Origin of the sequence: Streptoverticillium olivoreticuli subsp. olivoreticuli (assembly GCF_003391135.1) — a bacterium.
In the GTDB taxonomy this organism is placed as follows: Bacteria; Actinomycetota; Actinomycetes; order Streptomycetales; family Streptomycetaceae; genus Streptomyces; species Streptomyces blastmyceticus.
The window spans coordinates 3,983,711-3,997,555 of record NZ_CP031455.1 but is presented as its reverse complement, the minus strand read 5'-3'; the positions used below and the strand labels follow the sequence as shown (position 1 = coordinate 3,997,555).

Genomic DNA, 13,845 nt, shown 5'->3' with positions numbered 1-13,845 from the left:
TGTGCCGCGGTTCGGGTACGGCGGGCCCCACCGCCGCGTGGCGGCCGGGGCCGCCACCGGATTCCAGGCTACCGCCATCGTTCCGGCACCGCTCAGGCGTCCGTCACCTGCCGGCCGGTCACCGCGGCCAGGTACGCGTCGGCGCGGTCCGCGTCCAGGAGCCAGTCCCGGAAACGGGCCGGATCGGCGTAGCCGTTGGCGTAGCGGTGGGCGATCTCCGGGTATTCGGCCGCGGCGGCGAGGACCCGGCGCATGTGCTCGGGCGGCTGTGCCAGCAGCAGGTTGGTGAAGGTCACCGAGTGCCGGGCGTGCTCCCAGAACGCGGCGAACGTCCGCAGCATCCACGTCCGGTCGAAGGGCGCGTCGCCGTGGGCGAGGATCGAGCGGAGGTAGCCGTCGGCGCAGCGGGCCGCGGAGTTGGCGCCCTGGCCGGTCACCGGGTCGTTCACGACGACCGCGTCGGCCATGCCGAGGACGTATGTGCCGGGGGCGATCCGCGCCACCGGGTGCCGGACGACCGGGGTGACGGCCCCGACGAGGGCGGCGCCCGCGTCGGTCGGCTCCATGCCCGCGCACAGCTCGTACTCCCAGGGGGCGTGGGTGCGCAGCAGCTCCAGCGAGCGCTCGACCACGGCGTCCGGGTTGCCGGGGAGGTCCTGCCAGCGGTCGAGGGGCCCGCCGGGCACGGCCTCCCACAGCAGCATCCCGCAGGGCCCGTCGAAGGACGTGCCGTCCATGGTGAAGAACTCCCCGTGGCCCTCCGCCGGGCTGCTGCGCAGCTGCGGCCCGGGAGCGTCCGGCAGGGATCTCATGCCGTGCACGTAGACGGCGGCCAGGGTCCGCCGGGGGCCGTCGTACGGGCTGTGCCGCTCGTCCCGGCCGAAGAGCTCCGACAGCGGGCCGCGGCCGGTCGCGACGACCGTCAGGTCGTGCGCCCCGGCGATCCGCTCCAGCTGCTCCGGCCCCACCGTGCCGTACTCGACGCGGCCGCCGCGCTCCTCGAACAGCTCCAGCCAGCGTGCCGTCTTCACGCGCTGGTCGACGGACTGCGCCGGCTCGTCGAACGCGGCGGTGACGGTGGTGTCCGTGGTGGTGATGCGCAGCGAGCCCATCCGCGGGGTCCCGGCCTCCCACAGGTGCAGGCCCGCGGTGCGCTCCAGGGCGAGGGCGGGGCCGTACATCACCTGGGTGGACAGGATGCGTCCGGCCCGGACCTCGTCGGGGGTCCGGGCCGCGTGGACGGTCACCTCGTAGCCCCGGCCGGGGTCCAGCCCGAGGGCCAGGTGCAGTCCCCCCTGCCCCGCGCCGACAATCGCGATCCTGCGCATCGTCGCCTCCCGCGTCACTGCTCCGGGCTTCTGTTTGTAGCGGCGCCGGAGCCGCGCTGTACAGATGGCCTGCCCTCGCCGGACCGGGCGCCCGGGGACGCTGCGGAGCCCCGGTCAGTTCCCGGCGCCTTCGCGCAACAGCCACATATGAGCCACCCGCCGGCCCGCGGGAATCGCGCCACCGCCGACGGCCCCCAGCCACCGGACGCCCAAATTCCGGGCAGAGCCCCCTCGTGTGGCTCGATCCGGTATGGCAGGAAACCACCGCTTCCGACGCGCTCCGCTGGGAAGCCTTCTGGCCGGTCAGGCTCCGCCGGCGCGGCGGAGCACCCGCCGGCCCGGCCGGTCGCAGGCCGGAGCCGATCCAGGGAGGCACACGATGACAGCGCAACCAAGGTTGCCGCGCTCGCCGGCGCCCCAGGAGGTGGCCCCCCAACTCCAGCGCGCGGGCATGCTCGACCGTGTGGAGGAGCGCCTGCGCGGCCTCCTCAACGACGAACACCGGCGCTGGCGCACCGCCGACACCCGGGGCGCCGGGCTGATCGAGTCCCTCGCCGAGCTCGTCGCGGTGGGCGTCGACCGGGTGCGCCCGGTCGTCCTGCTCACCGGCTACCTCGCGGCGGGCGGCGACCCGGAAGGCCCCGAGGCCGCCGAGGCGGTCGACGCCGCGGCCGCCCTCGAACTCCTCGACACCTGCACCCTCATCCGCAGCGACGTCCGCGACAACGCCGCTCTGCGCCGTGGCATCCCCACCCTCCACGTCAGCCGCGCCGCCGAGCACGAGCGCAACGGCTGGGCGGGCGACGCCGGGCGCTTCGGCGAGTCCACCGCGAACCTCGCGGGCGACCTCTCCCTCACCCTCGCCGACCGGCTCGCGGCCCGGCTGCCCGTCGCCGCCTGGCGGATCTGGGACGAACTGCGCCTGGAGCGGGTGGTCGGCACGTACGCCCACGAGGCGATGACCGCCGAGTATCTCGACGACCCCTGGCCCGGGCGGTGCATATCGGGATGCGACCGGGGCTGCACGGCCGGCTGGTACGCCGTGCGGCACCCGCTGCGCCTGGGCGGCGCCCTCGCCGGCCGCCCCGACCTCGACGTCACCTACGACGCCTACGCCCGCGCCCTGCACGCCGCGTGGCGGCTGCGCGGCTTCCTCGACGGCGGGCCGGAGTACGACTGGGACGCCGAACTGCTGCGGGAGATCCTCCTGGAGCGCGAGGAGCGCGGCATCGCCGAGCGCCACATCCGCGAACTGGTCGACCGCGCCTCCCGCATCGCCACGTCCTCGCGGCTGGCGACGGGCTGGTCGGAGGAGCTCACGGCCTTCGCCGTGCGGATGGCGGCGGAGAAGGGCTGAGCGCGGGGCCGGTGGCGGGCGGAGCCGTCACCGGCCCTGTGGGGGACACCGGCATCGGCCGTCCGGTCCAATGTCGAAAATGGGCGGATAGGGGGCTCGAAGTCCCGAGTCACCCGTCCGCTCCATGTACGAAACCTTTGTGACTATCAGGCGTTGAGCCTCACCCCGGCTGTCACCGGTCGGGTGCCTCCCAGAACGACTGAGCAAAGGTGTCTCCGCATGTCTCGAATCGCCAAAACCGTCGCACTGACCGCCACCGTCGGCGCCGCGCTCGCGGGCTTCACCGGAGGGGCCGTCGCCGACTCCGGCGCGCGCGGCGTGGCCGCCGGCTCGCCGGGCATCGTCTCGGGCAACGTCATCCAGGTGCCGCTGCACGTCCCGATCAACCTGTGCGGCAACAGCATCGACATCATCGCCCTGCTGAACGCGGCGTCCGGCAACACCTGCATCAACAAGTCGTGACCCCGCCCCGCGAGGCCTGACCGGGGCTCCGCCCCGGCCCGTGCGTGGCGCCCCTGCCCGTCCCGGGCGCCACGCCGGCCCGCCTCCCGCGGCCCCGCCCCCGGAGCACTTGCCCGGAAGCCGCCCCACGGAACGATCTTCCCGATAGCGTGGGCGAATCGGCGACTCCGGGGAGGGCAGACGTGGATCCGTTCACGACGGCGGCGGTGCTTTCGGCCGTGAACACGGCGACTTCGGGCGCACTGTCCGGCGCCGCCGGAGAAGTGGGCCGGCGCACCACCGAACGCCTGGCGGCCCTCGCCCGCCGGCTGCGCGGACGGGACGGCGACGACGACCCCGGCCTCCCGCCGACCGTCCCCACGGACCCGGCCGCACGCCGTGACCTCGCCGAGGAGCTCTTCCAACAGGCCCGCGAGGAACCGGCCTTCGCCCGCGACCTCATCGCCTGGCTCCGCGAGACGGACCTCCTGCGCGACACCACCGGGCCCGCCTGCGCCCCCGAGGCGAACCGCCCCCGGCTGCTCCCGCCCGGCACGGCCGCCTTCACCGACCGCGAGCCCGAACGGCGCGCCATCGCCGCCCTCCTCGACGACCCCGACGTGACCGCCGCGGGCGCCCCGCGCATCGTCGTGCTCACCGGCCGCGGCGGCCTCGGGAAGACCGCCACCGCCGTGCACGTCGCGCGCGCCCTCGCGGACCGCTTCCCCGACGGCCAGCTGTACGCCGACCTCGGCGGCGCCGCACCGGGCACCGCGGCCACCCCCTCAGGAACCCTCGTACGGTTCCTGCACGCGCTCGGCGTACCGGCCGACCGGGTGCCCGCCGACGAGCAGGCGCAGATCGACCTCTACCGCGACCGCACCGCCGGCCGGCGGCTCGTCGTCGTCCTCGACAACGCCCACTCGGCGGCCCAGGTCGCCCCGCTGCTCACCGCCGCGCCCGGCGCGCTGACCCTCGTGACCAGCCGCCACGGGCTGCCCGAGCTCGTACGCGACCACGGCGCCCGCGTCCTGCGCCTGCGCCCGCTGTCCGCCGCCGACGCGGTGCTGCTGCTCACCCGGATCGCCGGCCTTGAGCCGCTCGGCGCGCAGCGCACGCACGCCGAGGCGGTGGTGGCCCGCTGCGGGGGCATTCCGCTGGCGCTGTGCGAGACGGGCGCGCTCGTGGCCGGGCAGGACGACGTCGACTGGGCGCGCCTGGAGCGCGAGTTCGCCGCCCTCGCCCCCGGAGAGGGCACCTCGGACCCCGCCGACCCCACCCGCCTCGCCACCGACCTCTCCTACCGTGCCCTCACCCCCGCGGCCGCCCGCCTCTACCGGCTGCTCGCCCCGTGGCCCTGGCCCGCCGTTCCCGTCGGCGCGGCGGCCGCCGCCGCGGAGACCACCGACGCCGAGGCCCGCGCCCTGCTCGGGGAACTCGTCGGCGCCCGCCTCCTGGAGGAGGTCGCCGACGGGCGCTACCGCTTCCACGACCTCGTACGCCGCCACGCCGAGCTGCGGGCCCACGAGGAGGACGGCCGCGCGGCGGCCGGGGCCGCCGTCGAGCGCGTGATCACCTGGTTCCTGGAGTTCGCCGCAGCCGCCGACTACCGGGTGATACCCGGACGTTGGCACCTCGGCCCCGTCTACGACGGGCTGCCCCGGCCCGCCGCCGCGCCCGGGGCCGCCCGCGCCGCCCTGCGGGAGCTCACCCGCGAGCGCGAGAACCTCGCCGAGGCCGTGCGGGCGGCGGAGGAGTACGGATTCGACGCGCTCACCTGGCAGTTGTGCGAGGCGATGTGGGCACTGCACCTGCGCCTGGGCTTCCACGAGCAGTGGGTGGCGACCCACGTCCGGGGCGTGGCCGCCGCCCGGCGCCGCGCCGCGGACGAACCACGGGCGGAGGGCCGGATGCGGTCCCAACTCGCCTTCGCCTACATGGGCCTCGGCCGCCTCGCCGACGCCGAACGCGAACTGACGGCCGCCGCCGCTGCCGACCGCGCGGCCGGACACCACCGGGGCCGGGCCAGCGCCGTGGAGTCCCTCGGCCTGCTGTGCCTGCGGCAGTGGCGCTACGAGGACGCCGAGGAGCGCTTCCGCGAGGCCCGGCGGATCTGGGACGCGGTCGGCCCCGAGGACGACGGCGCGCCCGACGCGCCGCGCGCCCTCGCCCTCCTGGAACACCACCTCGGCCGCGCGCTCAGCGGCCAGGGCCGCTACCCCGAGGCAGTGACCCAGCTGCGGCACGCGCTCACCTGCTTCCGCGCGTTGCGGGAGCGCGACTCCTACAACGAGGCGCGCGTTCGGATGAGCTTGGGGGAGACGCTTCTTGCGGCGGGCGATCTCGAAGCGGCGCGGGCTTCCTTGGACGAGGCGATCGAGGCGATGGAGGGGGAGGGGGCCCGGCTTCAGCTCGCGGACGCGGTGGAATTGCGGGCGGGGTGTGGTGGGGGTGCGGTGCGCTTCTTGCGCTGGGCGCGTGACTTGTACGAGTCGGTGGGGGATGCGGGTGGGGTGGCGCGGGTCGAGATGCGGCTGGCGGCTGCGGGCTAGTTTTCCCCAGCCCCGCCCCTTCCCGAACTGGGGCGCGTGCCCCAGGCCCCCGGCCGCGGGCCGGTTGCCGCCTGCGGCGGGGGCGCCCTGCGGGCGCGTCCTCAATCGCCGGACGGGCTGGTTTTCCAGCCCGTCCGGCGATTGAGGACAGCGCGCGAAGCGTGCTTCGGGGTCCGGGGCGGAGCCCCGGTTTCGGGAAGGGGCGGGGCTGGGGAACAAGCGCCCGCCGGGCCGCACCCGACCGGGGGTCCGGGGCGGAGCCCCGGCCGCGGCGGAGCCGCGCATCAGATGCTGCGGGAAGGGGCGGGGCTGGGGAAATCAAACCCGCACCCTCACACCGTGCCGCACCCCACCCGTAACCACCGTCACCCCCGAAGTCACCACCTCCGCCAGCGACTTCCCCGAGGCCAGCCACGCGTGCAACGCGGACGCATACGTCGCCGGGTCGCACAGATCGGGACGCCCGTCAGGACCCGCAGTCGCGGACAACCACACCACCCCGCCCCCACGAACGCGCACCGCGCAGCGGTCCACCCCCGTCACATACACCGCGAGCGCGCACCCGGGATGCCGGGCCAGTACCTCTTCCGTCCACGCCTCCGGCGGGCCGACCCGGGGATCGTCGGCGCGGCCGTACCGCACGATCACGTCCGCGATGCCCAGCCGGCCCGCGTCCCGGGTGTCCTCGTGGACCGTCGTGTGGGCGTCCCAGCCGAAGTCGTCGTCGCCCTCCGGCTCGTACGCGCCTTCCGCGTGGCGGACGACGGCGATCTCCGGCGGGTCGGCGCCGAGCAGCCGGGTGAGGACCCGTACGGGAGCGGTGCGCATCGCCGGTTCGAAGGCGGGCAGGGGGAGCCGGTCGAGGAGGGCAGGCCGGTCGGTGGGCTCGGGGATGCCGATGAGCTCGTAGAAGACGCGGCGCAACAGCCGCGCCGACCCGCCCGGATCCGAGCTGACCTGCGCGGCGAACTCGCGGTAGCGGCCGGGCTCGTGGCGGTCGACGACGTGGTCGAGCTGGGCGCGCAGCCCCTCGTACGGACGCAGCCGCGGCGCGGCGCGCCCCAGGGCGGCGACCGGTGACTCCGGGTCCAGCGCGGCGTCCGGGAACGCGCCCAGCAGCACGGGCGTGCCGATGGCGGCGGCGTAGTAGGTGACGGACCCGTGGTCGCCCAGCACGCAGTCGGCGGCGACCAGCGCCTGCCGCCAGCCCTCCAGCGGCGGTACGAGCACCAGCCCCGCCCGGCGCGCCCGGTCCAGCCAGGCGCGGACCTGGCCGGGGCCGTGCCCGTGCCAGATGTTGGGGTGGAGGACGGCGGCCAGGTGGTACTCGTCGGCGGGCAGCTCGGCCGTCAGCCGGGGGAGCAGGGACGGCAACAGATCCCCGTCGCCGTCACCGAACAGGGAGCCGGGCGACCAGGTCGAGTTGACCACGATCAGCCGCTGGCCCGCCGCCACGCCGAGCGCACGGCGGAACCGCTCCCGGTACGGGAGGGCGTCGAGTATGCGGTCGAAGCAGGGATCCCCGGCGAGCACCGCGGTGGGCACGGCCTCCGGACAGGCCCCCCGAAGCCGTTCGAGCTGCTCGGGGTGGGACAGGACGGTGACATCGGCGATGGGCCGCCCGTCATGGAGCAACCAGTCGGGTGCGAGCCCGAATACGGGCGCGGGTGCGTTGCCGGGCGGAATGTACGGACCGTGGGTCGGCGAATTCAGCCCGTCCGGCGTTTGAGGACACGCGGCGAAGCCGCGTTCGGGGTCCGGGGCGGAGCCCCGGGAGACGGCGGGTACGACGGCAGCGGCGGACGCGCTCCGCGCACCGTGTCCGGTGTCCGGTGTCCGGTGTCCGGTGTCGCCAATCTCTTATTGTAGCCAACGCCGTGTGACAATATCGCCAACTTACCCCGCAGAAGTGGCAGTTCACCGCCGTAGCTGGCCGAGATCGCCAGATCCACCGGTGTCGCCTTCGCCTGTTCCCAGGGCAGCACCGGCAGGCCCGCCGCCGCCATCAGCTCCGGTACCCCGGCGAGGAACGGCGACGAGCCCGTGCAGGTCGCCAGCAGTTGCAGGCGCGTGTCGTCGTCGAAGAGCGGCAGCACGTCGAGCAGGCGGGTCGCCGAGGTCACGTTGTGGACCACGAAGAGCACCTTGCGGACCCGCCCGCGCGTCGTCCACCGCTCCGCGTCGTCGCCGACCGGCACCCTCAGCCGGTCCTCACCTGTCACCCGCGCCACGCCCGCACCCCCAAAGAGGCGAACATAACAGCGCGGCGCGGGCGGCGGGTCAGCGTTTGCCGGCCTTGCGGGTGGCGCGCAGCCACTCCTTGTTCATGGCGGCTATGGACGGCAGCGGGATGCCCTTGGGGCAGGCGGTGGCGCACTCGCCGGTGAGGGTGCAGCCGCCGAAGCCCTCGGCGTCCATGGTGGCGACCATGTCGAGCACGCGGGACTCCCGCTCGGGCGCGCCCTGCGGCAGCACGTTGAGGTGATTGATCTTCGCGGAGGTGAAGAGCATCGCGGAGCCGTTGGGGCAGGCGGCCACGCACGCGCCGCAGCCGATGCACTCGGCGTGCTCGAAGGCGTAGTCGGCGTCGGCCTTGGGCACCGGCGTGGCGTGCGCCTCGGGCGCGGCACCGGTGGGGACGCTGATGTAGCCGCCGGCCCCGATGATCCGGTCGAACGCGGACCGGTCCACGACGAGGTCCCTGACCACGGGGAAGGCCGTGGCCCGCCACGGCTCGACGTCGATGGTGTCGCCGTCGGCGAAGGACCGCATGTGGAGCTGGCAGGTGGTGGTGCGCTCGGGGCCGTGCGCGTCGCCGTTGATGACCATGCTGCACGCGCCGCAGATGCCCTCGCGGCAGTCGTGGTCGAAGGCGACGGGGTCCTCGCCCTCCAGGATGAGCTTCTCGTTGAGGGTGTCGAGCATCTCCAGGAAGGACATGTCCTTCGAGATGCCGTCCACCTCGTAGGTGGCCATGGCGCCGGGGGCGTCGGTGTTCTTCTGGCGCCAGACGCGCAGGGTGAGCCTCATGCGTAGCTCCGCTGGGTGGGGTGGACGTACTCGAAGACGAGGTCTTCCTTGTGCAGGACGGGGGCGTCGCCGGTGCCGGTGAACTCCCAGGCGGCGGCGTACGAGAACTCCTCGTCCTTGCGGGCCGCCTCACCGCCCTCCGTCTGGGACTCCTCGCGGAAGTGACCGCCGCAGGATTCGGACCGGTGCAGCGCGTCGAGGCACATCAGCTCGGCGAGCTCCAGATAGTCGACGACGCGGTTGGCCTTCTCCAGCGACTGGTTGAACTCCTCGCCGGTGCCCGGCACCTTGATCCGGCGCCAGAACTCCTCGCGGATCTGCGGGATCGTCTCCAGGGCCTTGCGCAGGCCCTCCTCGGTGCGGGCCATCCCGCAGTACTCCCACATCAGTTCGCCGATCTCCTTGTGGAAGGAGTCGGGCGTGCGGTCGCCGTCCACGGCGAGCAGCCGCTCCAGGCGCCCGGTCGTCTCGGCGACCGCGGCGACCGCGGCCGGGTGGCTCGCGTCGACCTCGTCGCGGTGCGGGTGGCGGGCGAGGTAGTCGTTGATGGTGGACGGCAGCACGAAGTAGCCGTCTGCCAGGCCCTGCATCAGCGCGGACGCGCCGAGCCGGTTGGCGCCGTGGTCGGAGAAGTTGGCCTCGCCGACGGCGAAGAGGCCGGGGACTGTGGTCTGGAGGTCGTAGTCGACCCAGAGCCCGCCCATCGTGTAGTGGATCGCGGGGTAGATGCGCATCGGGACCTCGTACGGGTTCTCCGCGGTGATGCGCTCGTACATGTCGAAGAGGTTGCCGTACTTCGCCTCGACGGCCTTGCGGCCCAGCCGCGCGATGGCGTCGGCGAAGTCGAGGTAGACGCCCTGCCCGCCGGGGCCCACGCCGCGGCCCTCGTCGCAGACGTTCTTCGCGGCGCGGGAGGCGATGTCGCGCGGCACGAGGTTGCCGAAGGACGGATAGATGCGCTCCAGGTAGTAGTCGCGCTCGTCCTCGGGGATCTCGGCGGGGGGCCGGGTGTCGCCCTGCGCCCTGGGCACCCAGATGCGGCCGTCGTTGCGCAGCGACTCGCTCATCAGCGTCAGCTTCGACTGGTGGTCGCCGGAGCGCGGGATGCAGGTGGGGTGGATCTGGGTGAAGCAGGGGTTGGCGAAGTGGGCGCCGCGCCGGTGGGCCCGCCAGGCGGCGGTGGCGTTGGAGTTCTTCGCGTTGGTGGAGAGGTAGAAGACGTTGCCGTAGCCACCGGAGGCCAGGACCACCGCGTCGGCGAAGTAGGTGTCGATGCGGCCGGTGATCAGGTCGCGGGCGACGATGCCGCGGGCCTTGCCGTCGACGACGACCAGGTCGAGCATCTCGGTGCGCGGGTGCAGCTCGATGTTGCCCGCGGCGACCTGGCGGCTGAGCGCCTGGTAGGCGCCCAGCAGCAGCTGCTGCCCCGTCTGCCCGCGGGCGTAGAAGGTGCGGGAGACCTGGACGCCGCCGAAGGAACGGGTGTCGAGGAGCCCGCCGTACTCCCGGGCGAACGGCACGCCCTGCGCCACGCACTGGTCGATGATCTCGACCGAGACCTGGGCGAGGCGGTGGACGTTGGACTCGCGGGCCCGGAAGTCGCCGCCCTTGACGGTGTCGTAGAAGAGGCGGTGGATGGAGTCGCCGTCGTTGCGGTAGTTCTTGGCCGCGTTGATGCCGCCCTGCGCGGCGATCGAGTGGGCGCGCCGCGGCGAGTCCTGGTAGCAGAACTGCACGACGTGGTAGCCCTGTTCGGCCAGGGTCGCGCCGGCCGCGCCGCCCGCGAGGCCGGTGCCCACGACGATCACGGTCTGCTTGCGGCGGTTGGCGGGGTTGACCAGCTTCGCCTCGAAGCGGCGGCGGTCCCAGCGCTCGGCTATGGGGCCTTCCGGCGCCTTGGTGTCGACGAGCGGTTCGCCGGTCGCGTAGTCGGTGTAGGTCATGTCAGCTCACCACTCCGGTCATGACGCCCACGGGGACGGAGATGAAGGTCGCGGTCAGCAGCACCGCCAGGACATTGGCCACGGCCTTGAGGACCCGGTCGCGCGTCGCGTTGCCGACGCCCAGGGTCTGCGCGGCGCTCCAGAACCCGTGCCGGATGTGCAGGCCCAGGGCGAGCATCGCGACGATGTAGATGACGTTGCCGTACCAGGTGGAGAAGGTGTCCACCACGTTCTGGTACGGGTGCCCCTCCTGGAAGCCGGGGTGCACGGTGCCCGTCGTCAGGTCGAGGATGTGCCAGACGATGAACAGGGCGAGGATGATGCCGCCCCAGCGCATGGTGCGCGTCGCGTAGCTCGCGCGCCGCCGCTTGTGCACGTAGGCCGTGGCGCGCGCCTTGAGGTCGCGGCGGCTCAGCTGGTACGCGGAGACCCCGTGCAGGATCACGGACGCGGACAGCACCACGCGGGCGGTCCACAGCCCCCACTCGCGGTGCAGGACCGGGGCGCCCATGACGCGCAGCCAGTGCCCGTAGTCGTTGAAGTCGCCGGCCCCGAAGAAGATCTTGGCGTTGCCCAACGCGTGGACGGCCAGGTACGCGATCATGATCAGTCCGGTCGCGGCCATCACGGTCTTCTTGCCGACGGTCGATCCCCAGAAGGTGCGCGCGATGGACGGCCGTCGGTCCGTCCGCGTTGCCAATGCCATGAACACGACCCTAGGTCGGCCCCTCCTGAGAGGTCCAAGACATAGTGCGACTCATATCCATAGGAATCGGCTATGGAGACGTACGGGCCCGCGGCGGGCGGCGCCGTTAAGCTGGCGCTCGCCACTCCGCCGAACCCTCCGCACCCGGACCCTGGGCGTGAAACGTGCTGAAGTTCCTGGACGCAAAGACGATCGACGGCCTCCTGTCCGTACCCGAGCTCGCGTCCGGCATCGGCGCGGCCTTCACCTCGGGCGGCGGTGCGGACCCCGGGTTCACGCGGACGTCCGTGTCCGTCGGGGACGGCGAACTGCTCCTCATGCCCGCGGTCCACGCCACGACGCTGTCGGTCAAGCTGCTCACCCTCTTCGACACGGCGCCCGAACTGCCCGCCGTCCAGGGGCTGGTGCCCCTCTTCGACGCCGTCACCGGCCGCCCGCTGGCCGTACTGGACGCAGCCGCCGTGACCCGCCTGCGGACGGCCGCCGTCACCGTCCTCGCCACCGACCTGCTCGCGCCCCCGGCCGCGCGCGTGCTGACCGTCATCGGCGCCGGGGCGCAGGGCAGGGGCCACCTCGAAGGGCTCGCCGGTCTGCGGCCGTGGACCTCCGTCCGGCTGCACAGCCGCGACCCGCGCAAGGCCCGCCTGCTCGCCGAGTGGGCCCGCGGGCAGGACATCGACGCGGAGGTCCACGAGGACGTCACCACCGCGGTCCGGGACGCGGACGTGATCTGCACGGTCACCTCCGCCGAGCGGCCCCTCTTCGAGGACTCCGCGGTCCGCCGCGAAGGTCTGCACGTCAGCGCCGTGGGCGCCTACGGCGCGGCCCGGCGCGAACTGCCGACCGCGCTCGTCGCCCGGGCCGGCCTCTTCGTGGAGTCCGCCGAAGCGGTGCTGCGCGAGGCGGGGGACATCCTGATCCCCGTGGCCGAGGGCGCGCTCCCGGCCCGTCCGGCGATGACGGAGCTGGGCGACCTTCTCTCCGGGCGGCACGCGGGGCGGCGCTCCGCGGCGGAGGTGACGGTCTTCAAGTCGGTGGGCGTGCCGGTGGAGGATGCGGTGGCTTGCGACCTTCTTTATCAGTGCGCGGTGGCGCGGGGCGCGGGCGCGGACGTCCCGTTCGACTGACCCGCAGCGTCTGATGCGCGGCTCCGCCGAGGCCGGGGCTCCGCCCCGGACCCGTGCCCGGGTGCGGCCCGGCGGGCTTTGTTCCCCATCCCCGCCCCTTCCCGAACTGGGGCTCCGCCCCAGACCCCGGTCCTCAATCGCCGGACGGGCTGATTTCAGCCCGTCCGGCGATTGAGGACGCGCCCGCAGGGCGCCTCCGCCGCAGGCGGCAACGGGCCCGCAGCCGAGCAATCGTCCAGCCCCGCTCCAGCCCCCTCCGCCAGGGTCGGAGCGCAGCCGGGAAAGACCCGACGCACCCCCGAACGGTGGTGTCAGACATGGCAAGCCGGAACGCCGCCGTGAAACTCGATCATCTCTCCGAAGAGCGCCGTCATGTCGACAGGGCTGCCCGGCGCGGCCCCACGCTCCTCGGCGATCGCGCGGTGCAGATTTGGTACGAGGCGCTCGGAGTCGAGCCAGCCGCCGTACGGCCCGAGATCCGCCTCGCGGGCGATGTCGATCGGCGAGAGCCCGGCCTCCATGCCCTCCCGGGCGAGCTCGCGGACGTACCGGAGGTACTGCTCGGCATCGTCCAGGAGCCCCGGCCCCGAGACCGGCCCGTGCCCCGGCACGATGGTGCGCGGGTCCAGCTCGCGCAGCACGGCGAGCGCGGCCAGCGACCCGCTGACGGAGCCCATGGGCACGAAGGGGGTGGCCCCGTTCATCACGAGGTCGCCCGCGAGGAGCACCCGCTGCTCGGGGAGCCAGACGACGGTGTCGTTGCTGGTGTGCGCGGGCCCCAGGTGCAGGAGTTCGGCGCGGACGTCCCCCACGTGCAGCGTCAGCCGGTCCGTGAAGGTGAGCGCGGGCGGCACCAGGTCGATGTCGCCCCAGCACACGTCGGGCCACAGCCCGGTCAGGTGCAGTCCGGCGGAGAGCATCTCCGTACGGGTCCGCTCGTGCCCGATGACGAGGGCCTCGGGGAAGACGAAGTTGCCGAAGGCGTGGTCCCCGTGGAAGTGGGTGTTGACCAGCGTCCGCGGGGCCGCGGGGGAGACGCCGAGCACGGCGTCCCGCAGCGCGCGGGCGCGGGTCTCCGTCGCGGCGGTGTCCACGAGCGCGGACCGTCCGTCCGAGACGATCAGCCCGGCGTTGTTCAGGCACCAGCCGCCGTCGGGCTGGATGTAGCCGAACACCCCGTCGGCGACCTCCTCCAGCCGCCCTTCCGTCCCCTGTCCGACACCAGTCATACGGGCCTCCTCCAGCACGTCGTCGATCTGGCCCATGGTCGGCTGAGCGGATGGAGCCCTGCTGGAGCCGCCTCCCGGAGGCCGTCGGCACGCGCTGCGGGGTAGCCGCGGAGAACTGGTAAAACCCGTGCT

9 protein-coding genes and 1 pseudogene are annotated in these 13,845 nt (G+C 73.7%); 4 read left to right on the top strand and 6 right to left on the bottom strand.

Going from position 1 to position 13,845, the window contains the following annotated elements; all coding sequences use genetic code 11:
* Positions 1-92: 92 nt before the first annotated feature.
* Positions 93-1,328, bottom strand: coding sequence for a styrene monooxygenase/indole monooxygenase family protein (locus DXZ73_RS17380; protein WP_116211908.1), 1,236 nt, complete (start codon positions 1,326-1,328; stop codon positions 93-95).
* Positions 1,329-1,707: 379 nt separating this feature from the next.
* On the opposite strand from DXZ73_RS17380, the gene DXZ73_RS17375 reads away from it, so the two are divergent.
* The 3 genes from DXZ73_RS17375 (at position 1,708) to DXZ73_RS17365 (ending at position 5,678) form a co-directional block, all read left to right on the top strand.
* Positions 1,708-2,685 (top strand): polyprenyl synthetase family protein, encoded by a 978-nt coding sequence (locus DXZ73_RS17375; protein ID WP_240351388.1) that lies wholly within the window; start codon positions 1,708-1,710, stop codon positions 2,683-2,685.
* Between the two features lie 219 nt (positions 2,686-2,904).
* Positions 2,905-3,147 (top strand): chaplin, encoded by a 243-nt coding sequence (locus DXZ73_RS17370; protein ID WP_116211906.1) that lies wholly within the window; start codon positions 2,905-2,907, stop codon positions 3,145-3,147.
* Positions 3,148-3,329: 182 nt separating this feature from the next.
* Positions 3,330-5,678: an ATP-binding protein gene (locus tag DXZ73_RS17365; protein ID WP_116211905.1), complete on the top strand. Its 2,349-nt coding sequence runs from the start codon at positions 3,330-3,332 to the stop codon at positions 5,676-5,678.
* 318 nt (positions 5,679-5,996) lie between these two features.
* On the opposite strand, the pseudogene DXZ73_RS17360 reads toward DXZ73_RS17365, so the two are convergent.
* The 4 genes and pseudogenes from DXZ73_RS17360 to DXZ73_RS17340 form a co-directional block, all read right to left on the bottom strand.
* Positions 5,997-7,900 (bottom strand): annotated as a pseudogene (locus tag DXZ73_RS17360) (hypothetical protein).
* 58 nt (positions 7,901-7,958) lie between these two features.
* Entirely contained in the window at positions 7,959-8,708 is a 750-nt protein-coding gene (locus tag DXZ73_RS17350; protein ID WP_116211903.1) for a succinate dehydrogenase/fumarate reductase iron-sulfur subunit, read from the bottom strand.
* The gene (locus DXZ73_RS17345; protein ID WP_116211902.1) at positions 8,705-10,651 is read right to left on the bottom strand and encodes a fumarate reductase/succinate dehydrogenase flavoprotein subunit; all 1,947 of its coding nucleotides are present in this window, start codon (positions 10,649-10,651) and stop codon (positions 8,705-8,707) included. The genes DXZ73_RS17350 and DXZ73_RS17345 overlap by 4 nt, the downstream gene beginning before the upstream one ends.
* A 1-nt stretch (position 10,652) precedes the next feature.
* Entirely contained in the window at positions 10,653-11,357 is a 705-nt protein-coding gene (locus tag DXZ73_RS17340; RefSeq protein WP_116215673.1) for a succinate dehydrogenase cytochrome b subunit, read from the bottom strand.
* Between the two features lie 164 nt (positions 11,358-11,521).
* On the opposite strand from DXZ73_RS17340, the gene DXZ73_RS17335 reads away from it, so the two are divergent.
* On the top strand, positions 11,522-12,484 hold the full coding sequence (locus tag DXZ73_RS17335; protein ID WP_116211901.1) for an ornithine cyclodeaminase family protein: 963 nt from the start codon (positions 11,522-11,524) through the stop codon (positions 12,482-12,484).
* A 311-nt stretch (positions 12,485-12,795) separates the two neighbouring features.
* Here DXZ73_RS17335 and DXZ73_RS17330 read toward each other — a convergent pair whose 3' ends face one another.
* The gene (locus tag DXZ73_RS17330; protein ID WP_116215672.1) at positions 12,796-13,713 is read right to left on the bottom strand and encodes an MBL fold metallo-hydrolase; all 918 of its coding nucleotides are present in this window, start codon (positions 13,711-13,713) and stop codon (positions 12,796-12,798) included.
* Positions 13,714-13,845 lie beyond the last annotated feature (132 nt).

Bases quoted from the DNA above. Each gene is read 5' to 3' on its own strand.
- DXZ73_RS17380 (WP_116211908.1), bottom strand. From the start codon at position 1,328: ATGCGCAGGATCGCGATTGTCGGCGCGGGGCAGGGGGGACTGCACCTG.
- DXZ73_RS17375 (WP_240351388.1), top strand. From the start codon at position 1,708: ATGACAGCGCAACCAAGGTTGCCGCGCTCGCCGGCGCCCCAGGAGGTG.
- DXZ73_RS17370 (WP_116211906.1), top strand. From the start codon at position 2,905: ATGTCTCGAATCGCCAAAACCGTCGCACTGACCGCCACCGTCGGCGCC.
- DXZ73_RS17350 (WP_116211903.1), bottom strand. From the start codon at position 8,708: ATGAGGCTCACCCTGCGCGTCTGGCGCCAGAAGAACACCGACGCCCCC.
- DXZ73_RS17345 (WP_116211902.1), bottom strand. From the start codon at position 10,651: ATGACCTACACCGACTACGCGACCGGCGAACCGCTCGTCGACACCAAG.
- DXZ73_RS17340 (WP_116215673.1), bottom strand. From the start codon at position 11,357: ATGGCATTGGCAACGCGGACGGACCGACGGCCGTCCATCGCGCGCACC.
- DXZ73_RS17330 (WP_116215672.1), bottom strand. From the start codon at position 13,713: ATGACTGGTGTCGGACAGGGGACGGAAGGGCGGCTGGAGGAGGTCGCC.